The sequence below is a fragment of the Candidatus Magnetaquicoccus inordinatus genome, from assembly GCF_004217665.1.
In the GTDB taxonomy this organism is placed as follows: Bacteria; Pseudomonadota; Magnetococcia; order Magnetococcales; family Magnetaquicoccaceae; genus Magnetaquicoccus; species Magnetaquicoccus inordinatus.
On the sequence record NZ_RXIU01000079.1, the window covers coordinates 1 to 14311 of the forward strand.

Below are 14311 nucleotides of genomic sequence, written 5' to 3' on the forward strand. Positions count from 1 at the left end.
AAAGGTCTCCAAGCAGGCATGGAAAAAGGTCTCCAAGCAGGCATGGAAAAAGGTCTCCAAGCAGGCATGGAAAAAGGGATACAGGAAGGTTTGGCAAAAGGCCGTATGGAAGGCAAGCAAGAGGCTGCAGCCGCACTATTGCTGCGTCTGTTGCAACGGCGATTTGCTGTGCTGCCAGAATCGATCAGCGCTTTGCTGGCGGAGGCATCTTTGGAGCAATTGCAACTTTGGACAGAACGGATTTTCGATGCTACAGCAGTGGAGGAGATATTTGCGGATAGCAATGGTCCCTGATTTTTGTTGAACTCCTGTTTTCTGCACTCTCGGTAAGGAGAGAATTTGAGCATGTTGCACACCATCAATAAACAGTACTTGGCTTATGTTTTGCTTGCTTTTTGCGTGATGCTCTCTGCTTGCACCAGTCGGGAGATGGGAGAGGCTGCCTATCGTTCCCTGGAACAGGTGAGCTGCTATGATCAACACCACTCCCATGGACGGTGCATCCCCCCTGTTCAAGAGTGAGATTGTTATTGTGTATGCCATCGCCTTGAAAATGTTACTGGGAGACCGGCTGAAATATTTTGGTCTGATTGCTGGTATCGCCTTTGCGGCCATGCTGATTGCCCAACAAGCCTCGATCCTGGTCGGTTTTACCAAACAGACTGGTGCTTTTATCCGCGATACTGCGCAAGCAGATTTGTGGATAATGGATCCGCAAGTGCGCTTTTCTCAGGACCATATTCCGCTGCGGGAGATTATGGTGCACACGGTGCGCGGTACCCCAGGAGTGCAATGGGCTGTGCCGCTTTTCCAAGGCTTTGTGCGCGCCAGAATGCCCGATGGTACCAATTTTACCCTCATCCTGGTCGGTCTGGATGACTCCAGCTTGACGGGTGCCCCGCCACTCATGGTCGAAGGTGCACTGACCGATCTGCGCCGTGATCGCGCTGTTTTCATCGATGCCGGAACCAGCGCCAAAAAGTTGCGTATGAAAAATGGCGGCAATCGTCCCATGCAGGTGGGGGATACCTTCTCCATCATGGATCATCAAGCCTATATTGCCGGATCCTATCGCTCCCGAACCAGCTTTTTTTGGGAACCGGTTCTCTACACCACCTATAGCCGTGCTCTGACCTTTGCTGCCGGAGGAGATCGCAATCTGCTCTCTTATGTGATGGTAAAACTGCTTCCCGACGCCTCTCTGGAGCAGACGCGGGCGCTATTGCAACAGCGAACCGGCTTGGCTGCCCGTACCAACGAGGAGTTTATCCAGCTTACTGCTGATTATATTCTCAATGAGACCGGTATCTTGATGAATTTTGGATTTGCCATTCTGCTTGGTTTTGCCATTGGTTCCCTGGTGGCGGGTCAGACCTTTTACAACTTTACCCTCGATAATCTGCGTCACTATGGCACCCTGAAAGCAATGGGGGTAAGCAATCGCACCCTGGCCGGGATGCTCTTTTTGCAGGTCGCGGTGGTCTCGGTTTTGGGATATGGGATCGGGGTGGGAATGGGTTCGGCATTGGGATTATTGATGAGCTCTGCCGGTCTTGCCTTTAGCATGCCGTGGCAGATTCCCGCCATCACTGCCCTGGCTATTCTTTTGGTCTCTCTGTTGGCCTCCTGGTTCTCCTTGCGTCGGGTGTTTGCCCTGGAACCGGCAGTCGTTTTCAAAGGGTAAGCCATGTCTCTTCTCTCTACCAGTGGCACACCGGTTGTCTCTTGTCGGCAGTTGCGCAAAAATTTTGGCTCAGGAGAAAATCAGGTTCAGGCGTTACGTGGCATCAATCTGGATATTTATCCAGGGGAGTTGATGATGCTGGTTGGACCCTCTGGATGTGGCAAAACCACGTTGATTTCGGTCATAGCCGGTATTTTGGATGCCAGCGCGGGAGAGTGTCAGGTGTTGGGGGAAAATCTGTTGACTTTGGCATCGGCAGCACGAACGCAGTGGCGCGGTAAACAGATTGGTTTTGTCTTTCAAGCCTATAACTTGCTTCCTACCCTGACTGCTGCTGAAAATGTGGCTATTCCTTTGCTGGTGCAAAAGCTGCCCCGCAGCCAAGCTCTCAAGCAGGCTGCCGAAATGTTGCAGCGGGTTGGCTTGGCAGAGCGCATCCAGGCTTTGCCAGCACAATTGTCGGGTGGGCAACAGCAACGGGTTGCCATTGCTAGAGCGTTGGTTCATCAACCCCCCTTGTTGGTATGCGACGAACCTACCTCGGCACTCGATCATCACACCGGTCATCAGGTGATGGAGTTGTTGCGGAGAGTGGCGACCTCTGCCAACAGATCCTTGATCGTGGTGACCCATGATGCCCGTATCTTTCCCTTTGCCGATCGCATCGCCCATATCGAAGATGGTTTGATTACCCATATTGCCGAAAACTCTCCCGCGCTGATAAAGGAGTCGCTGCATGTCGCATAGTATTGGTCGCACAGGTCGTATTCTGGTACCACTGCTCAGTCTGACCGGGATGGCGATGATGATCTATGCGGTGGTTGCCGGTGACGAAACCTTGCCGGTGGCTCCTCCTGCAGCACAACCTGCCGCATCCCCTTATGCCAGCACCGTGGCCGGAGCCGGATTGATAGAGGCCAGCAGCCGCAATATTGCTCTTGCCAGCCCGCTGCCGGGTATTGTGCAGCAGATTGCGGTACAGCCTGGACAACGGGTGGCAGCAGGAGAGTTGCTCTTTCAACTGGATGAACGACAGATTGTCGCAGAGATTGCCGTGCGCAAGGCGGCACTGCAGGTGGCAGAAAGCCGTCTTGTCGAAGCGCAGGCGGCTGCCATCGAAAGCCGTTTTTTATTGCAACAGGTCAAGGGGTTGAGTGACAACCGTGCGGTCTCTCGCGAAGAGGTGCAAAAAAGAGAGAGTGCGGATGCCGTAGCCAGAGCGCGTGTCAACAGCAGTGAGGCGGCACTGCGCCAGGCGCATGCGGAAGTGCAGGCTGCAGAGACAGAGCGGGAGCGATTGCACATTCGCGCTCCCCTGGCCGGCGAGGTGTTGCAGGTCAATATTCGTCCTGGAGAACTGCTGTCTGCCAGCAACTCTGCTGTGGCGGCGGTGGTGTTGGGAGAGACATCGCTACTGCATGTGCGTGTGGATATTGATGAGAGTGATGCCTGGCGATTGCCGCACGGCGGCAAAGCCACGGCACGATTGCGCGGCAATGCAGCGCTGCAGATTCCTTTGCAGTGGGTGCGTGTGGAGCCGTTGGTGATTCCCAAACAATCTTTGACCGGCAACTCCACGGAACGGGTGGATACCCGGGTGTTGCAGGTCATATTTTCCTTTGAACGGGGCAAGCTGCCGGTTTATGTGGGTCAGCAGTTGGATGTGTTTATTGATGCGGCCAGTGCAGGCGGAGCTGGTCAATCATGAACAGGGTGTGGCGCCTTCTCCCCATAATGGTTTTGAGTGGCTGTAGCGTATTGGGTACTCCCTGGCAACCCCCAGAGGTGGCACCTCCCACTGCCTGGAGTGTGCCGTTGCCGCAGGAGCAGAGAGAAAAGGCAGAGCGGCAGCAGGAGCATGATTTTTGGCAGAGTTGGCAGGATCCACAATTGCTGGAGTGGATCCAGCAGAGTTGGCTGGCCAATCATGATCTGCAACTGGCCTTGGCGCGACTGCGAGAGGCGCGTGCCCAGCAACGGATGGTGGGTGGGGGAGAGCAACCGGTTTTGGATGCCAATGCTGCAGTGCTGCGCGACCGGATCTCTGAAAACAATCGGGTGCCTTTGTATGGTTTAGCCAATCCGGTCACCTTGCATCAGGTGGGCTTTGATGCCCGATGGGAATGGGATCTGTTTGGGCGTCAGCATCTGGAACGAGAGGCGGCGCAAGCAGAGACGGTGGCAATGGAGCGAGGTCTTGAGGCGTTACAGATCACCTTGGCGGCGGAGGTGGCGGTTACCTACTGTGATTGGCGGTTGGCCCATCAGCAGATAGCCCTTTTGCAGCAACAGGCCGCGATCAGTCGCACCCTGCTGCAACTGGTGATCAGTCGCGTCCAAGCCGGACTCAATCCAGAGTTGGATCGGCATCGGGCAGAGGATCAGGCGCTGCAGATTGAGGCGCGTCTGCCTGCAGCCCGTGCGGCCGCGGAAGTGGCATTGCGTCGTTTGGCCATTTTGACCGGTGCCCAGGCCGATGCTTTGCTGGGTACGGAGCTCTCAAGCCAGCCTTTGCCGGCGCAAGTGCCCCCCTTGCCGGAGCTGTTGCCGGCGGAATTGCTGGAGCGTCGTGCCGACCTCAAGGCAGCAGAGGCCAAAGCCCGTGCAGCGCATGCCCGAGTTGGTGTTGCCGAGGGAGAAAAGTGGCCAGAGTTGAGTTTGGCAGCGACGGTGGGAACTCTCTCGGTGGCCTCTGCCTCGCTGTTTTCTCCGGGGAGTCGTTTTTTTCAGGCGGGGCCGCAACTGAAATGGCCGATCTTTCATGGTGAGGCTCTGGCTGCGGCGGTGGCGGTGGCGGAGGCAAAAAGAGATCAAGAGCGGATAGCTTGGCTAAAAGCGGCGGCAGAGGCAATCGAAGAGGTGGAAAAGGGTTTGTTGCGCCATCAGGAGGCGGTGGATAAGGATCGATTGTTGCAGAGCGCATTGCAGGCGCAACAACAGGCGCTCAAGTTGGCGCAAGTACGTTATCAACGTGGCATGAGCGATTTTTCGGTGCCTTTGGAGTTGGCGCGCCAGGTCATGGCCATGGAGCTGGAGCGCTTGGAGATGCAACGGTTGCGTTTGAGCAGTGGTATTGCTCTTTACAAGGCGTTGGGAGGAGGATGGCGGGCAGAAAAGGCTCCTTAGTGCTGGGAAATTTGGGCATAGATTGCCAAAAGCTCCTTGGTGGCAGGAGAGCGTTTATGGCGCCGGGCATAGCCACGCAGACTCTGCATCACCTGAGCGGTCTCTTCGGGAGAGAGTTGGATCCCCATGGCGGCAAAGATCCATTCGATGCTGTGTCGTCCAGAGTGTTTGCCAAGTACCACATCATGTCGGCGTCCCACCTCTCTGGGATCAATGCCCTGATAGTTGCCTCTGTTTTTTAACAGGCCATCGACATGGATTCCTGATTCATGGCGAAAAGCCCGTTTGCCGACCAGACTTTTCAGCTCGCTGAGGGGAATGCCCGATGCCTGTTCCACCAGGCGTGATAACATAGGAAAATGGTTGAGTTTGATTCCGCTCTCCATCTGAAAAAAATGTTTCATGCCTGCTGCCACCTCTTCCAGTGGGGCGTTGCCGGCGCGCTCTCCCAGACCGTTGACCGTGGTGTTGACATGCGTGGCACCGGCTCGAATGGCAGCCAGGGTGTTGGCAGTCGCCAGTCCCAAATCATCATGGGCGTGCATCTCCAGATCAAGATCACTTCCCTGGCGCAGGGTGCGCAGCCGTTCATATACCGTAAACGGCTCCAGGATGCCCAACGTATCGGCAAAGCGAAAACGTTCTGCTCCGGCCCGCTCTGCCTGTTCCAGCACCCGCTGCACAAAGCCAAGTTCCGCCCGCGAAGCATCCTCGCCGCCAACGCAGACCCGAAAACCCAGTGCCCGAGCCTCGGCAACTTGGCGTTCGATCAGCGCCAACACCCACTCAGGAGTTTGTCGCAGTTTGCCGGAGATCTGTTGTCTGGAGAGTGGAATGGATAAATCCAGCCATTGCACCGGTAAAGAGCGACTGGATTCCAGATCCTTGCGGCACATGCGACACCAGACCATCAATTCGGCCTGTAGTCCCAGTGCCGCAATGGCACGAATCTCCTCCTGCTCTTCCGGGCCCATGGCCGGAATACCAATTTCCAGACCCGGCACCCCCATGGCATCCAATGCCTGGGCAATGGTCAGCCGTTCACCGAGCGTAAAGGCGACGCCAGCGGTCTGTTCGCCATCACGCAGGGTGGTATCGTTGATCAAAACCGCTCTTGTGCAAGGTGTGGCCATGTTGTTGCTCCCGAGCAATCGATTGTGCCAGTTTCAGGCAGCCAGTGGGGCGTGAGTCTGACATTTTTTCGGGCATACCCGAGCACAGGCCCCGCAACCAATACAATCTCCCGCGTTGGCGATGGTCATCACCATGCGTGGTTCATCGGCAAAACCATCCTCTTCATCCTCTTCGCTGGCGTGCAACGACTCACGCTCCACCAGCGCCAAGACCGAACGGGAGCAGGCTTTATAACAACGCCCGCAACCGATACAGCGTTTGTGATCCAGAGCCAGCAGATATTCCGGTATCCATAGGTTTCCATTTCTGGTTGTACTGGTCATCCATGCCGCATCCATGAACTTTTCACTCTCATTCAGGCGGCCACTTGCGGATAGGCGCCAATCCGCTGCAGGGCAATGGATAACAGTTTATCCGCCTCATCTTTCAGTCGGGAGAGGTCACTGAAGCCAAAACGGCCCAAATCGCGTACCACCCGATCCACTACCACCAACTTGCCGGTAATGATCAATACCGTACCAAAGCCCTCTTCATTGAGCAGCAGAAAGCAGCGCGACAACAGACCACACTCCTTTTCGATCAAGACGGCAATGGTATTATAGAAACATTCCAGACGGCGTACCATCTGCGGAGCGACGGCACAGGAGAGTGGGATGGCCTGTTTTTGCGCCGCACTGACCAAGAAAGGCTCCAGGAGTTGAGCTGCACTACGCTGTTCTGAGCCGCTTGTCACCCGCAATTGGCGGACCAGTTCCTGGCAAAAATCGGTTTGCAACAGTGGATCATGCTCTTCCAGCAGCGAAACAGTGTGGGTCATGGTAGATCTCCTTTGGCAAATGGGTTGCTAAGCTGAGGGTTGTGGTGGGATAGGGACTGCGGCTCCTCTTCCCACTGTCCACCCAAGATGGCAGCAAAATGGTCCTCTTTTTGTTCTTTGGGAAGCGCTTGCTGCCGACGCGCATGGGGCAAAAAGAGCGGGGAGGGCAAGCGGCCCAGCAGTGGAACAATGGCTGTCCCTGACGGCACGGTGAGTGCGACAATACCAATCTCCCACAACTGTTGCCGTGCAGCCTCACCGATGGCCACGCAATAGAGCAGGTCACACCCCTGCAACAGAGCCATACGTTTGTGCAGGCGTTGCGCATGGGCCAGCATATCCTCCTCTCCCATGCGCACGACGGTGATCAATTGGTGGCCATATTCCGAGAGGGAGTGGATATTGAAGCCACTGGAGAGACCAAAATGTTGGTTGACTGTGCTCAGGTCATCGCTGGCGAAGGCCACCCGCCAGGTTATGGAGCTGCCGTTTTCCAGACGATGCGGGTCATGAATATGCAGGATTCGCGTATCGCTTACCATATCAGGCGGCTCCTGTGGCCGGCAGGGAGGGGTCACTGAGGCTGGAAATATAGGGTGACAGCGTGTGGGTGCGCTGTTCCAGCAACAGGTTGGCCAGTTGAAACAGGGAGTCGCGTCCACCGCGATAACCGATACGGCACTGGCGAAAAGCGCCCAGACGGTCGTGGATGGGATAGCCCACCCGCAGCAGAGGTATATGCAGTTGTTGGGCGACCGTTTCGGCTTGCGAATTGGCAATCAACAGGTCAATTTTTGCTTCGCCAGCCCAGCGTTGCACATCCCAGAGATCTCCGACCCGTATCACCTCTGGACCTTCGTTAATCAGGGCGGCGGTCGCCACTGGGACCACAGCCAGCGGGATCTCTGCTCCCACCTCACGCAACAAGGCGTGCCAACCCAGCAACTGATCGGCTTCACAGGCGATGGCGATGGCTCTTTGTCCCAGGAGAAAATGGCTGTCCAGTAGGGCATCTTGATACTGTTCTCGATAACGAATCCAGTTGGCAGGGACCGCTTTGCCGCTGACCCGACTGAGAATGGTCAGCAGATGATCGGTGCTATCCATCCCCATCAAGCTGGCAAAACGCACATCGGGCACTCCGGTACGCTGTTTCAGCAGGTCGGCAGCCTCTTCCAGGGAGTGACCGATCACCAGAGTGATCTCCGCCTCGGCCAGGCGTTGCAGATCTGCAGAGTCGGTGCCTCCCAAAGAGAGGGGTGAATACTCTTCGCGGGCCAGATGACCATCCAGGGAGTGGGCCAAATTAGGCAGTATCAGCGCTTGCAGTTGAAAATCAGCCAGCATCTGCTGCAGCTCTTCCAGATCTCCGGGCGTCAAGGCGCTGCCGACCAGAAGATTGACCCGTTTTTGCGCCGTCTCTTTTTTGCTGACCGGGCGCACGACCGGCACCAACTCTCCGATCATCGCTTTGACCGCTGCGGCAAAACCGCTCTCCAGACTGCCTGTAAAATCGGGCGCCTCTACGGGAATGATCGGAACATGGTTCCAGGCCGGATGTTCGGCACGAAACTCTTTGATCACACGGGCCATTTCACTGCCTTGCGCTGCCGAGAGAGAGGTGCTGATCAACCCAATCAGGCGGGCAGCATTGTTGCTGCACAAGGTGTGCAAGGCTTCGCTGATATTGCCATCGGAGCCCATAATGGTGGTAATCTGCTCCATGGCGGTGGTCTGCATGGCGATTGGTTCGCGAAAGTGGCGCACCAGAAAAACTTTGCTAAAGGCGCTGCACCCTTGCGAACCATGGAGGAGAGGGATGGCTCCTGCCATTCCCAGAAAGGCCAGTGAGGCACCAACCGGCTGACCGACCTTGATGGGCATAGTGGTCAACGCCTTTTTTTTGCGCAAAAGTTGTCCCATCTTGTTATCTCCAGCCGCTGTTGGGGTGATTGTCGATCCAGGGTGGCGGTTTGACCACCCGTTCCCAAATGGGACTTTCCAAAGTTTGCACCAACTGTTGCGCCAGGTTGAGCATGCCCCGATAGCCGGCATAGGGATGTTCCCGCTCCTGGTTGATGTCCAAAAAGGGGATTCTAGCCTTGAGGGCGGTATAAAGGTTGCGACCGCCGGCGATCAACAGATCGGCTTTATGAGCGCGGCAGCTCTCCAGCAACAGCCGCGGATTGCCCTCTTCGATCAACTGGGCATCCTCTCCCAGCAGATCACGAATGCGTGTCTTATCCTTTTCGGTGGATTTTTTGACTCCGCTGGCCATCACTTCGATACCCAACTCCTGGAGTGCCGAGATCACCGACCAGGATTTGACTCCGCCGGTGTAGAGGACAGCCCGCTTGCCGGTGAGTCGTTGGCGCCAGGGCTGCAGCGCTTGCTGGATGGCCGCCTCTTCGCGAGCGATGAGCTGCTCGGTGCGCTCGCTCAACTCTGGATCTGCCAACAGACGGGCAAACTCCCGGAAGGCTGCGGAGGTGTCGCGGATGCCGTAGAAGCTGCCTTCAAACCAGGGGATGCCATAGCGCTCAGAGAGCCCCCGCGCCACATTGATCAGAGCCTTGGAGCAGACCAGCATGGTGGCTTTGCCCCGGTGCATGCTCTGCACCTGGCGAAAACGCACATCACCAGAGAGAGTGCCGAGAATGCGTAATCCCAACTCATCAAACAGCGGGGCCACATGCCAAAACTCTCCGGCAATGTTAAACTCGCCGACCAGATTGACATCATGCACCCGCATCCCTTCGCGGTGCGGTGGAGGATCGGGCTCTCTGCTGCCGATCACCTTGTGCAAGGCCACCTCTCCGGCGATACGATTGCCCAGATTTTTGCTGCCATAAAAACCGGCGGCATCCACCGGGATCACCGGCAGGGAAAACTGTTTGCTGGCAGTTTGACACAAAGCCTGCAGATCATCGCCCATCATGGCGGTTACACAGGTTTGGTAGACAAAGATGGCTGCCGGGTGCCACTGCTGCACCACCTCTTTTAACGCAAACAGGAGCTTTTGCTCGCTGCGGCCCATGATAATATCCTGTTCGCTCAAGTCGCTGGTCAGCCCCAGGCGGTGCAGATCCGGTCCGCTGGAGAGAGAGCCGCGTCCATTCCAGGAGCTGCCTGCACAGCCGATTGGTCCATGCACCAGATGGGCGGCATCGGTGATGGGAAACAGGGTGATTTGTGCGCCATCAAAGCTGCAGCCACCGGCGGCAGCTCCCGGTTTGAGGCGCGCGCAACCGACCTTATCTGCATGATGCTCTGGGCAGGCCGGTTCGACCATGAGTTGTGCTATCTCTGCTTTGCGCATTGTTTGCCCTTTCCTTGTCCGACAAGTGGGATATGCTCTTCTTTGTGCAGAGGATATGCCATTATTTAATTGCATGATTTATAAATAAATAATGATATAGTGTCGCACAGTGTACCCCTTGCAGGTTTGCTTTTGGCAGCTTTCGCACACAAGGGACAGGTTTGTCGGGCAGGTTGTGTTCGCTTTGCGACAATGGCCGTACAAACCGGAAAGATTGGGGAGGCGTTTTTGGATAGTGATTTGTTTTTACGTAATAAATTAAAAAGGCATGGCGGTTGCTGAACGGGGAGTAAACAGACTACAACCCGGAAAGGTGATCACATGTGCAGTCAAACCCCCTCTCAGAATGGCCAGGATAGAGATTGTGCTCCGGCGTACCGGCGCTCTGCGGCATCGGAGTCGCTGCAACATCCCTGTTTTTCCGAAGAGGCTGCCCAGCATGCAGCACGCCTGCATCTGCCGGTGGCTCCAGCCTGCAATCTGCAATGTCGCTATTGCCATCGCCGATTTGATTGCAGCAATGAATCGCGTCCTGGTGTGGTCTCGCAACTGATGACTCCTGAAGAGGCGTTGCGCCATACCCAGGCGGTGGCAGCCCGTCTGCCACAACTGCGTGTGGTGGGAATCGCCGGTCCCGGTGATCCGCTGGCCAATCTGCCGCGGGTTTTGGCAACCTGTGAACTGATACAGCACCATTTTCCAGAGCTGCAACTCTGTCTTTCCACCAATGGTTTGGCCTTGCCGGAGGCGCTGCGCAGCCTGCTGCGGCTGCAGATACGCCACTTTACCATCACCATCAATACGTTGGATCCCCATGTGGGTGCGGAGATCTACTCATGGCTGTTTTGGAAACAGCGCCGTCGTCGCGGCCTGGAAGCTGCCCGTATCCTGCTCGAACAGCAGTTGAGCGGACTACACTCCTTGGTGGCGCACGGCTGTTTGGTAAAGATCAATACGGTGCTTATTCCAGGTGTTAACGATACTCAGATCAGTGCCATCAACCATAGGGTCAGCGAGGCTGGGGCTTTCAGCCATAACATCATGCCTTTGCTCAGTCAGCCAGAACATGGGAGCTATTATGGAGTGATGGGGATTCGCGGAGCGGATGAGGCGCAGTTGCAGGCGGCGCGGGCCAGTTGCAGTGGTTCGATACGGCTGATGCGTCACTGTCAGCAATGTCGCGCCGATGCGGTGGGGATGCTCATGCCCAGGCAGGCCATTCCCATTCAGAGTCTGCCTCTTTCAGCGACAGCCAGCCCGCGTCTGGCACGGATGGGTTAGGGAGAAGAGCGATGGCGATGCAGATGAGCGCGGCATGTATTGGTTGTTATGCCTGTGTGGATCTTTGTCCGGTAACAGCAATTGTGCAGCAGGGAGGGCAGTTGCGGATAGATGCAGAGTTGTGTTGTTTGTGCACCGGTTATCATGAGCGGCAGCAGTGTGCGGAGATCTGTCCCAGTGAGGGGGCCTTGCGCACCACGGAAGGGGAGGTGCTGCATCCCCCCGGTTTTTTAACCGGTATTCCCCTGTTGGGGGCGCTTGATCCACGGCGTCAGCAGGAGTGGGAGGAGATCTATCGGTTGTTGATGGCCCATAGCAGCAAAGGGGAGTCGGAGAGCAGTTGGTTGGCGCAGTTGCTTGCCCACTCTTGTTTAGGCAACAATCATCTCTGGCAGGATATGGGCTTGGGATCACGCCAGCAGTTATCGGAGCTGTTGTATGGCTATTTTCGGCCGCTGGCTATCAAGAATGATCGGGATATGAAGTGGAAAAAATTTTTCTACAAGCAGCTTTGTGAACAAGAGGAGTTGCGCATCTGTCAGGCTCCTTCCTGTACTGAATGCAGCGATTATGAGCCGTGTTTCGGACCGGAACATTAAGCCGTCGGGCGCGGCAGTGGAGTCTGTTGCAACAGCGAGCTGTCGCCGCCTATTTGGGTTTGGCGATTGGTGATGCCTTGGGGGCGACGGTGGAGTTTATGACGCCGCGCGAGATAGAGGCCACTATGGGGCGTCATGAGCAGTTGACAGGTGGAGGATGGTTGCGGCTTAAGCCTGGACAGGTGACCGATGATACCACCATGAGCCTGGCCTTGGGGGAGTCTATTTTGCAGACGGGCGGGGTGGATGGGCTGGCGGCGGCCCAGGCGTTTGACCAATGGATGCGCAGCAAACCGGTAGATATTGGTGCCACGGTACGCCGAGGTATAGTCCATTTTCGCAATACTGGCGAGACGGAGGTGCCCTATAGCGAACAGAGCGCCAGCAATGGCTCCTGCATGCGTTTGTTGCCGGTAGTTTTGGGTTATTATCAGCGGCCGGAGACAGAGATGGCGCAGGCGTTGTTGGTGCAGGGACGCCTCACCCATCATAATGCGTTGGCCGAGGCGGGCAGTTTATGTATTGCGCGCATGCTGCGCATGGCGTTGCAGGGGGCGGATCTGCCACAGATGCTGCAGGGACCAATCGCGCAGTTGCTTGCCGAATATGAAGAGTTTGCCTTTCGTCGTCGCCGTCCTTTGGGCAACCCCTCCGGCTATATTGTGGAGAGTTTGCGGGTGGTTTTTGAGCTTTTTGTCGATACCGATTCTTTGCAATCCTGTTTGGTGGAAACGGTCAATCGCGGTGGCGATGCCGATACCACGGGAGCGATAGCCGGCATGCTGGCGGGAGCGCGTTATGGGTTGGAGGCGATTCCCAGGAGCTGGTATGATCGACTCGATCCTGAGATTGCAGAGCGCTGCATTGCCCAGGCTTTGGCGTTGCTGGAACTGTAACAATCAGGGGTATGCCAAGGAGAAAATGCTCTTTTGCTCACCCTTTACAAGGCACTCGTTACAAAGGCGGCACTCTTCACAGGGGATGCCGCAACTGTTGCACCTCATACATCCCCCCGATCACCATATACTCCTCTTCACCTTTGAGGATGCCTGGCAGCAGGCTGTTGAAAAAAAAGATTTTGCTGATGGGTACCTCCACCTGCAAAACAGCGTCACCAAACTCTTCTGCGCGTTCACGGTTGCTGGTAAACGAGTTTAAATTGTTGAGCAAAACCCATAAACGGTTGCCCTGCAGACGCTCGACGATGTCATGGCTGCCAATCTTGTTGATTCCTCGATACAAACAAAGATGTGTTTGCTGAGGGTGGCGCTGCGCCAGCTCATATTGACAATAGCCAAACACCAGATCCAACTGTCCTTCCAAAGCGTGGGTGTTGTAGAGTCCGGCGCTTTGCATCTGCAGATAGTGGCGATAGCTCTCCCCCTCCTGATCGGCCAATGGGCCGGCATGATAGCGAGGCAACAGGCCAAAACGTGAGGCTACCCACCCCTTCAACACCGCTCCTTCCCGACTGTCGGCATCAAACAACCAACCACGCAACATGCGCAGATAATCGGCTTTGTTGCGACGAATGCGGATACCCGCGTGAAAACCAGCCTGCTCGGGACTCTGCAGCGCAAAATAGACCACCATATAATCCATAAACTGCTGCATGCGCTGCTCTGCTTGCGGAAGCGTTTGCAGACGCCGAAACAGATCAGCATGGATCTCTTGCACCCCATCCAACTGCAAAGCTTGCGGATGGCGTTGAAAACTTAAACTGCCCAATACCCAAGAGGGTAGGTTGCAGCGATTGAACAATAAGCGGGATTCGGCAAAGACCGGCCAATCCTTGCGCTTGTCCATTTCCAGACAATTGTTCACTTGCTGTCGCATAACGTACCTGAACCGGAGAGAGTGCAGAGAAAAATAGTTGATGCAAATCAGCGTTTTGTGCACTGCACAATAACTGGCACAGCACATGCCCATACTCTTGCATCCCACGGCGCAAGCATGCCGTCCCACTCAAGCAAGGAGTATCATCAAGATGGCCATTCGGCAATGTGCAATTTATGGTAAAGGCGGTATCGGTAAATCCACAACCACGCAAAATTTGGTGGCAGCGCTGGCAGAGGCGCAAAAAAAGGTGATGATCGTCGGTTGCGACCCCAAAGCCGACTCCACCCGTTTGATTCTGCACGCCAAAGCGCAACATGCCATCATGCAATTGGCCGCCGAAGCCGGCAGCATCGAGGATTTGGAGCTCTCTGATGTGTTGAAAACCGGATTTGGTGGTGTGCGCTGCGTCGAGTCTGGTGGCCCGGAACCGGGTGTGCCGGCATGCTGGCGGGAGCGCGTTATGGGTTGGAGGCGATTCCCAGGAGCTGGTATGATCGACTCGATCCTGAGAT

General features: G+C 55.9%; 17 protein-coding genes. 10 read left to right on the forward strand and 7 right to left on the reverse strand.

Going from position 1 to position 14311, the window contains the following annotated elements; translation table 11 throughout:
• The 6 genes from EJP87_RS07600 to EJP87_RS07620 form a co-directional block, all read left to right on the forward strand.
• The coding region (locus EJP87_RS07600; protein ID WP_227657519.1) for a DUF4351 domain-containing protein at positions 1–294 on the forward strand (294 nt) is incomplete at its 5' end.
• A gap of 51 nt (positions 295–345) precedes the next feature.
• Complete coding sequence (locus EJP87_RS17745) at positions 346–522, forward strand: hypothetical protein (RefSeq protein WP_193771225.1); 177 nt, start codon at positions 346–348, stop codon at positions 520–522.
• A complete protein-coding gene (locus EJP87_RS07605; RefSeq protein ID WP_130471265.1) occupies positions 473–1684 on the forward strand; it encodes an ABC transporter permease in 1212 nt (403 codons plus the stop codon). Before EJP87_RS17745 ends, EJP87_RS07605 begins: the two co-directional genes overlap by 50 nt.
• Positions 1685–1687: 3 nt before the next feature.
• Positions 1688–2431, forward strand: a complete 744-nt coding sequence (locus tag EJP87_RS07610; RefSeq protein ID WP_130471266.1) for an ABC transporter ATP-binding protein — start codon at positions 1688–1690, stop codon at positions 2429–2431.
• The gene (locus EJP87_RS07615) at positions 2421–3392 is read left to right on the forward strand and encodes an efflux RND transporter periplasmic adaptor subunit (protein WP_130471267.1); all 972 of its coding nucleotides are present in this window, start codon (positions 2421–2423) and stop codon (positions 3390–3392) included. Before EJP87_RS07610 ends, EJP87_RS07615 begins: the two co-directional genes overlap by 11 nt.
• The gene (locus tag EJP87_RS07620; RefSeq protein WP_130471268.1) at positions 3389–4810 is read left to right on the forward strand and encodes an efflux transporter outer membrane subunit; all 1422 of its coding nucleotides are present in this window, start codon (positions 3389–3391) and stop codon (positions 4808–4810) included. The genes EJP87_RS07615 and EJP87_RS07620 overlap by 4 nt, the downstream gene beginning before the upstream one ends.
• Here the strand turns inward: EJP87_RS07620 and nifV are convergent.
• From nifV to nifE, 6 genes are read right to left on the reverse strand one after another with little or no spacing between them, the layout of a single operon-like run.
• Positions 4807–5943 carry a homocitrate synthase gene (gene nifV, locus EJP87_RS07625; RefSeq protein WP_130471269.1) on the reverse strand — a complete coding sequence of 379 codons (1137 nt, stop codon included), beginning with the start codon at positions 5941–5943 and terminating at the stop codon, positions 4807–4809. The genes EJP87_RS07620 and nifV overlap by 4 nt on opposite strands.
• Positions 5944–5976: 33 nt before the next feature.
• The gene (fdxB, locus tag EJP87_RS07630) at positions 5977–6267 is read right to left on the reverse strand and encodes a ferredoxin III, nif-specific (RefSeq protein ID WP_130471270.1); all 291 of its coding nucleotides are present in this window, start codon (positions 6265–6267) and stop codon (positions 5977–5979) included.
• Positions 6268–6299: 32 nt separating this feature from the next.
• On the reverse strand, positions 6300–6761 hold the full coding sequence (locus EJP87_RS07635) for a NifX-associated nitrogen fixation protein (protein ID WP_130471271.1): 462 nt from the start codon (positions 6759–6761) through the stop codon (positions 6300–6302).
• On the reverse strand, positions 6758–7303 hold the full coding sequence (locus EJP87_RS07640; RefSeq protein ID WP_130471272.1) for a NifB/NifX family molybdenum-iron cluster-binding protein: 546 nt from the start codon (positions 7301–7303) through the stop codon (positions 6758–6760). Before EJP87_RS07640 ends, EJP87_RS07635 begins: the two co-directional genes overlap by 4 nt.
• 1 nt (position 7304) lies before the next feature.
• Positions 7305–8684 (reverse strand): nitrogenase iron-molybdenum cofactor biosynthesis protein NifN, encoded by a 1380-nt coding sequence (gene nifN / locus EJP87_RS07645; RefSeq protein WP_193771226.1) that lies wholly within the window; start codon positions 8682–8684, stop codon positions 7305–7307.
• A gap of 4 nt (positions 8685–8688) precedes the next feature.
• Positions 8689–10080, reverse strand: a complete 1392-nt coding sequence (gene nifE / locus EJP87_RS07650; RefSeq protein ID WP_130471274.1) for a nitrogenase iron-molybdenum cofactor biosynthesis protein NifE — start codon at positions 10078–10080, stop codon at positions 8689–8691.
• A 321-nt stretch (positions 10081–10401) separates the two neighbouring features.
• Between nifE and nifB the strand changes: the two genes are divergently transcribed.
• The 3 genes from nifB to draG are packed head-to-tail and all read left to right on the forward strand — an operon-like array spanning position 10402 to position 12856.
• On the forward strand, positions 10402–11361 hold the full coding sequence (gene nifB / locus EJP87_RS07655; protein ID WP_130471275.1) for a nitrogenase cofactor biosynthesis protein NifB: 960 nt from the start codon (positions 10402–10404) through the stop codon (positions 11359–11361).
• A gap of 11 nt (positions 11362–11372) precedes the next feature.
• A complete protein-coding gene (locus EJP87_RS07660) occupies positions 11373–11960 on the forward strand; it encodes a nitrogen fixation protein NifQ (protein ID WP_130471276.1) in 588 nt (195 codons plus the stop codon).
• Positions 11939–12856, forward strand: coding sequence for an ADP-ribosyl-[dinitrogen reductase] hydrolase (draG, locus tag EJP87_RS07665; RefSeq protein ID WP_193771227.1), 918 nt, complete (start codon positions 11939–11941; stop codon positions 12854–12856). Before EJP87_RS07660 ends, draG begins: the two co-directional genes overlap by 22 nt.
• A 76-nt stretch (positions 12857–12932) precedes the next feature.
• Here draG and EJP87_RS07670 read toward each other — a convergent pair whose 3' ends face one another.
• The gene (locus EJP87_RS07670) at positions 12933–13796 is read right to left on the reverse strand and encodes an NAD(+)--dinitrogen-reductase ADP-D-ribosyltransferase (protein ID WP_227657520.1); all 864 of its coding nucleotides are present in this window, start codon (positions 13794–13796) and stop codon (positions 12933–12935) included.
• A 151-nt stretch (positions 13797–13947) separates the two neighbouring features.
• Here EJP87_RS07670 and EJP87_RS07675 point away from each other — a divergent pair.
• A partial coding sequence (locus tag EJP87_RS07675; RefSeq protein WP_153188667.1) for an AAA family ATPase occupies positions 13948–14311 on the forward strand: 364 nt, incomplete at its 3' end.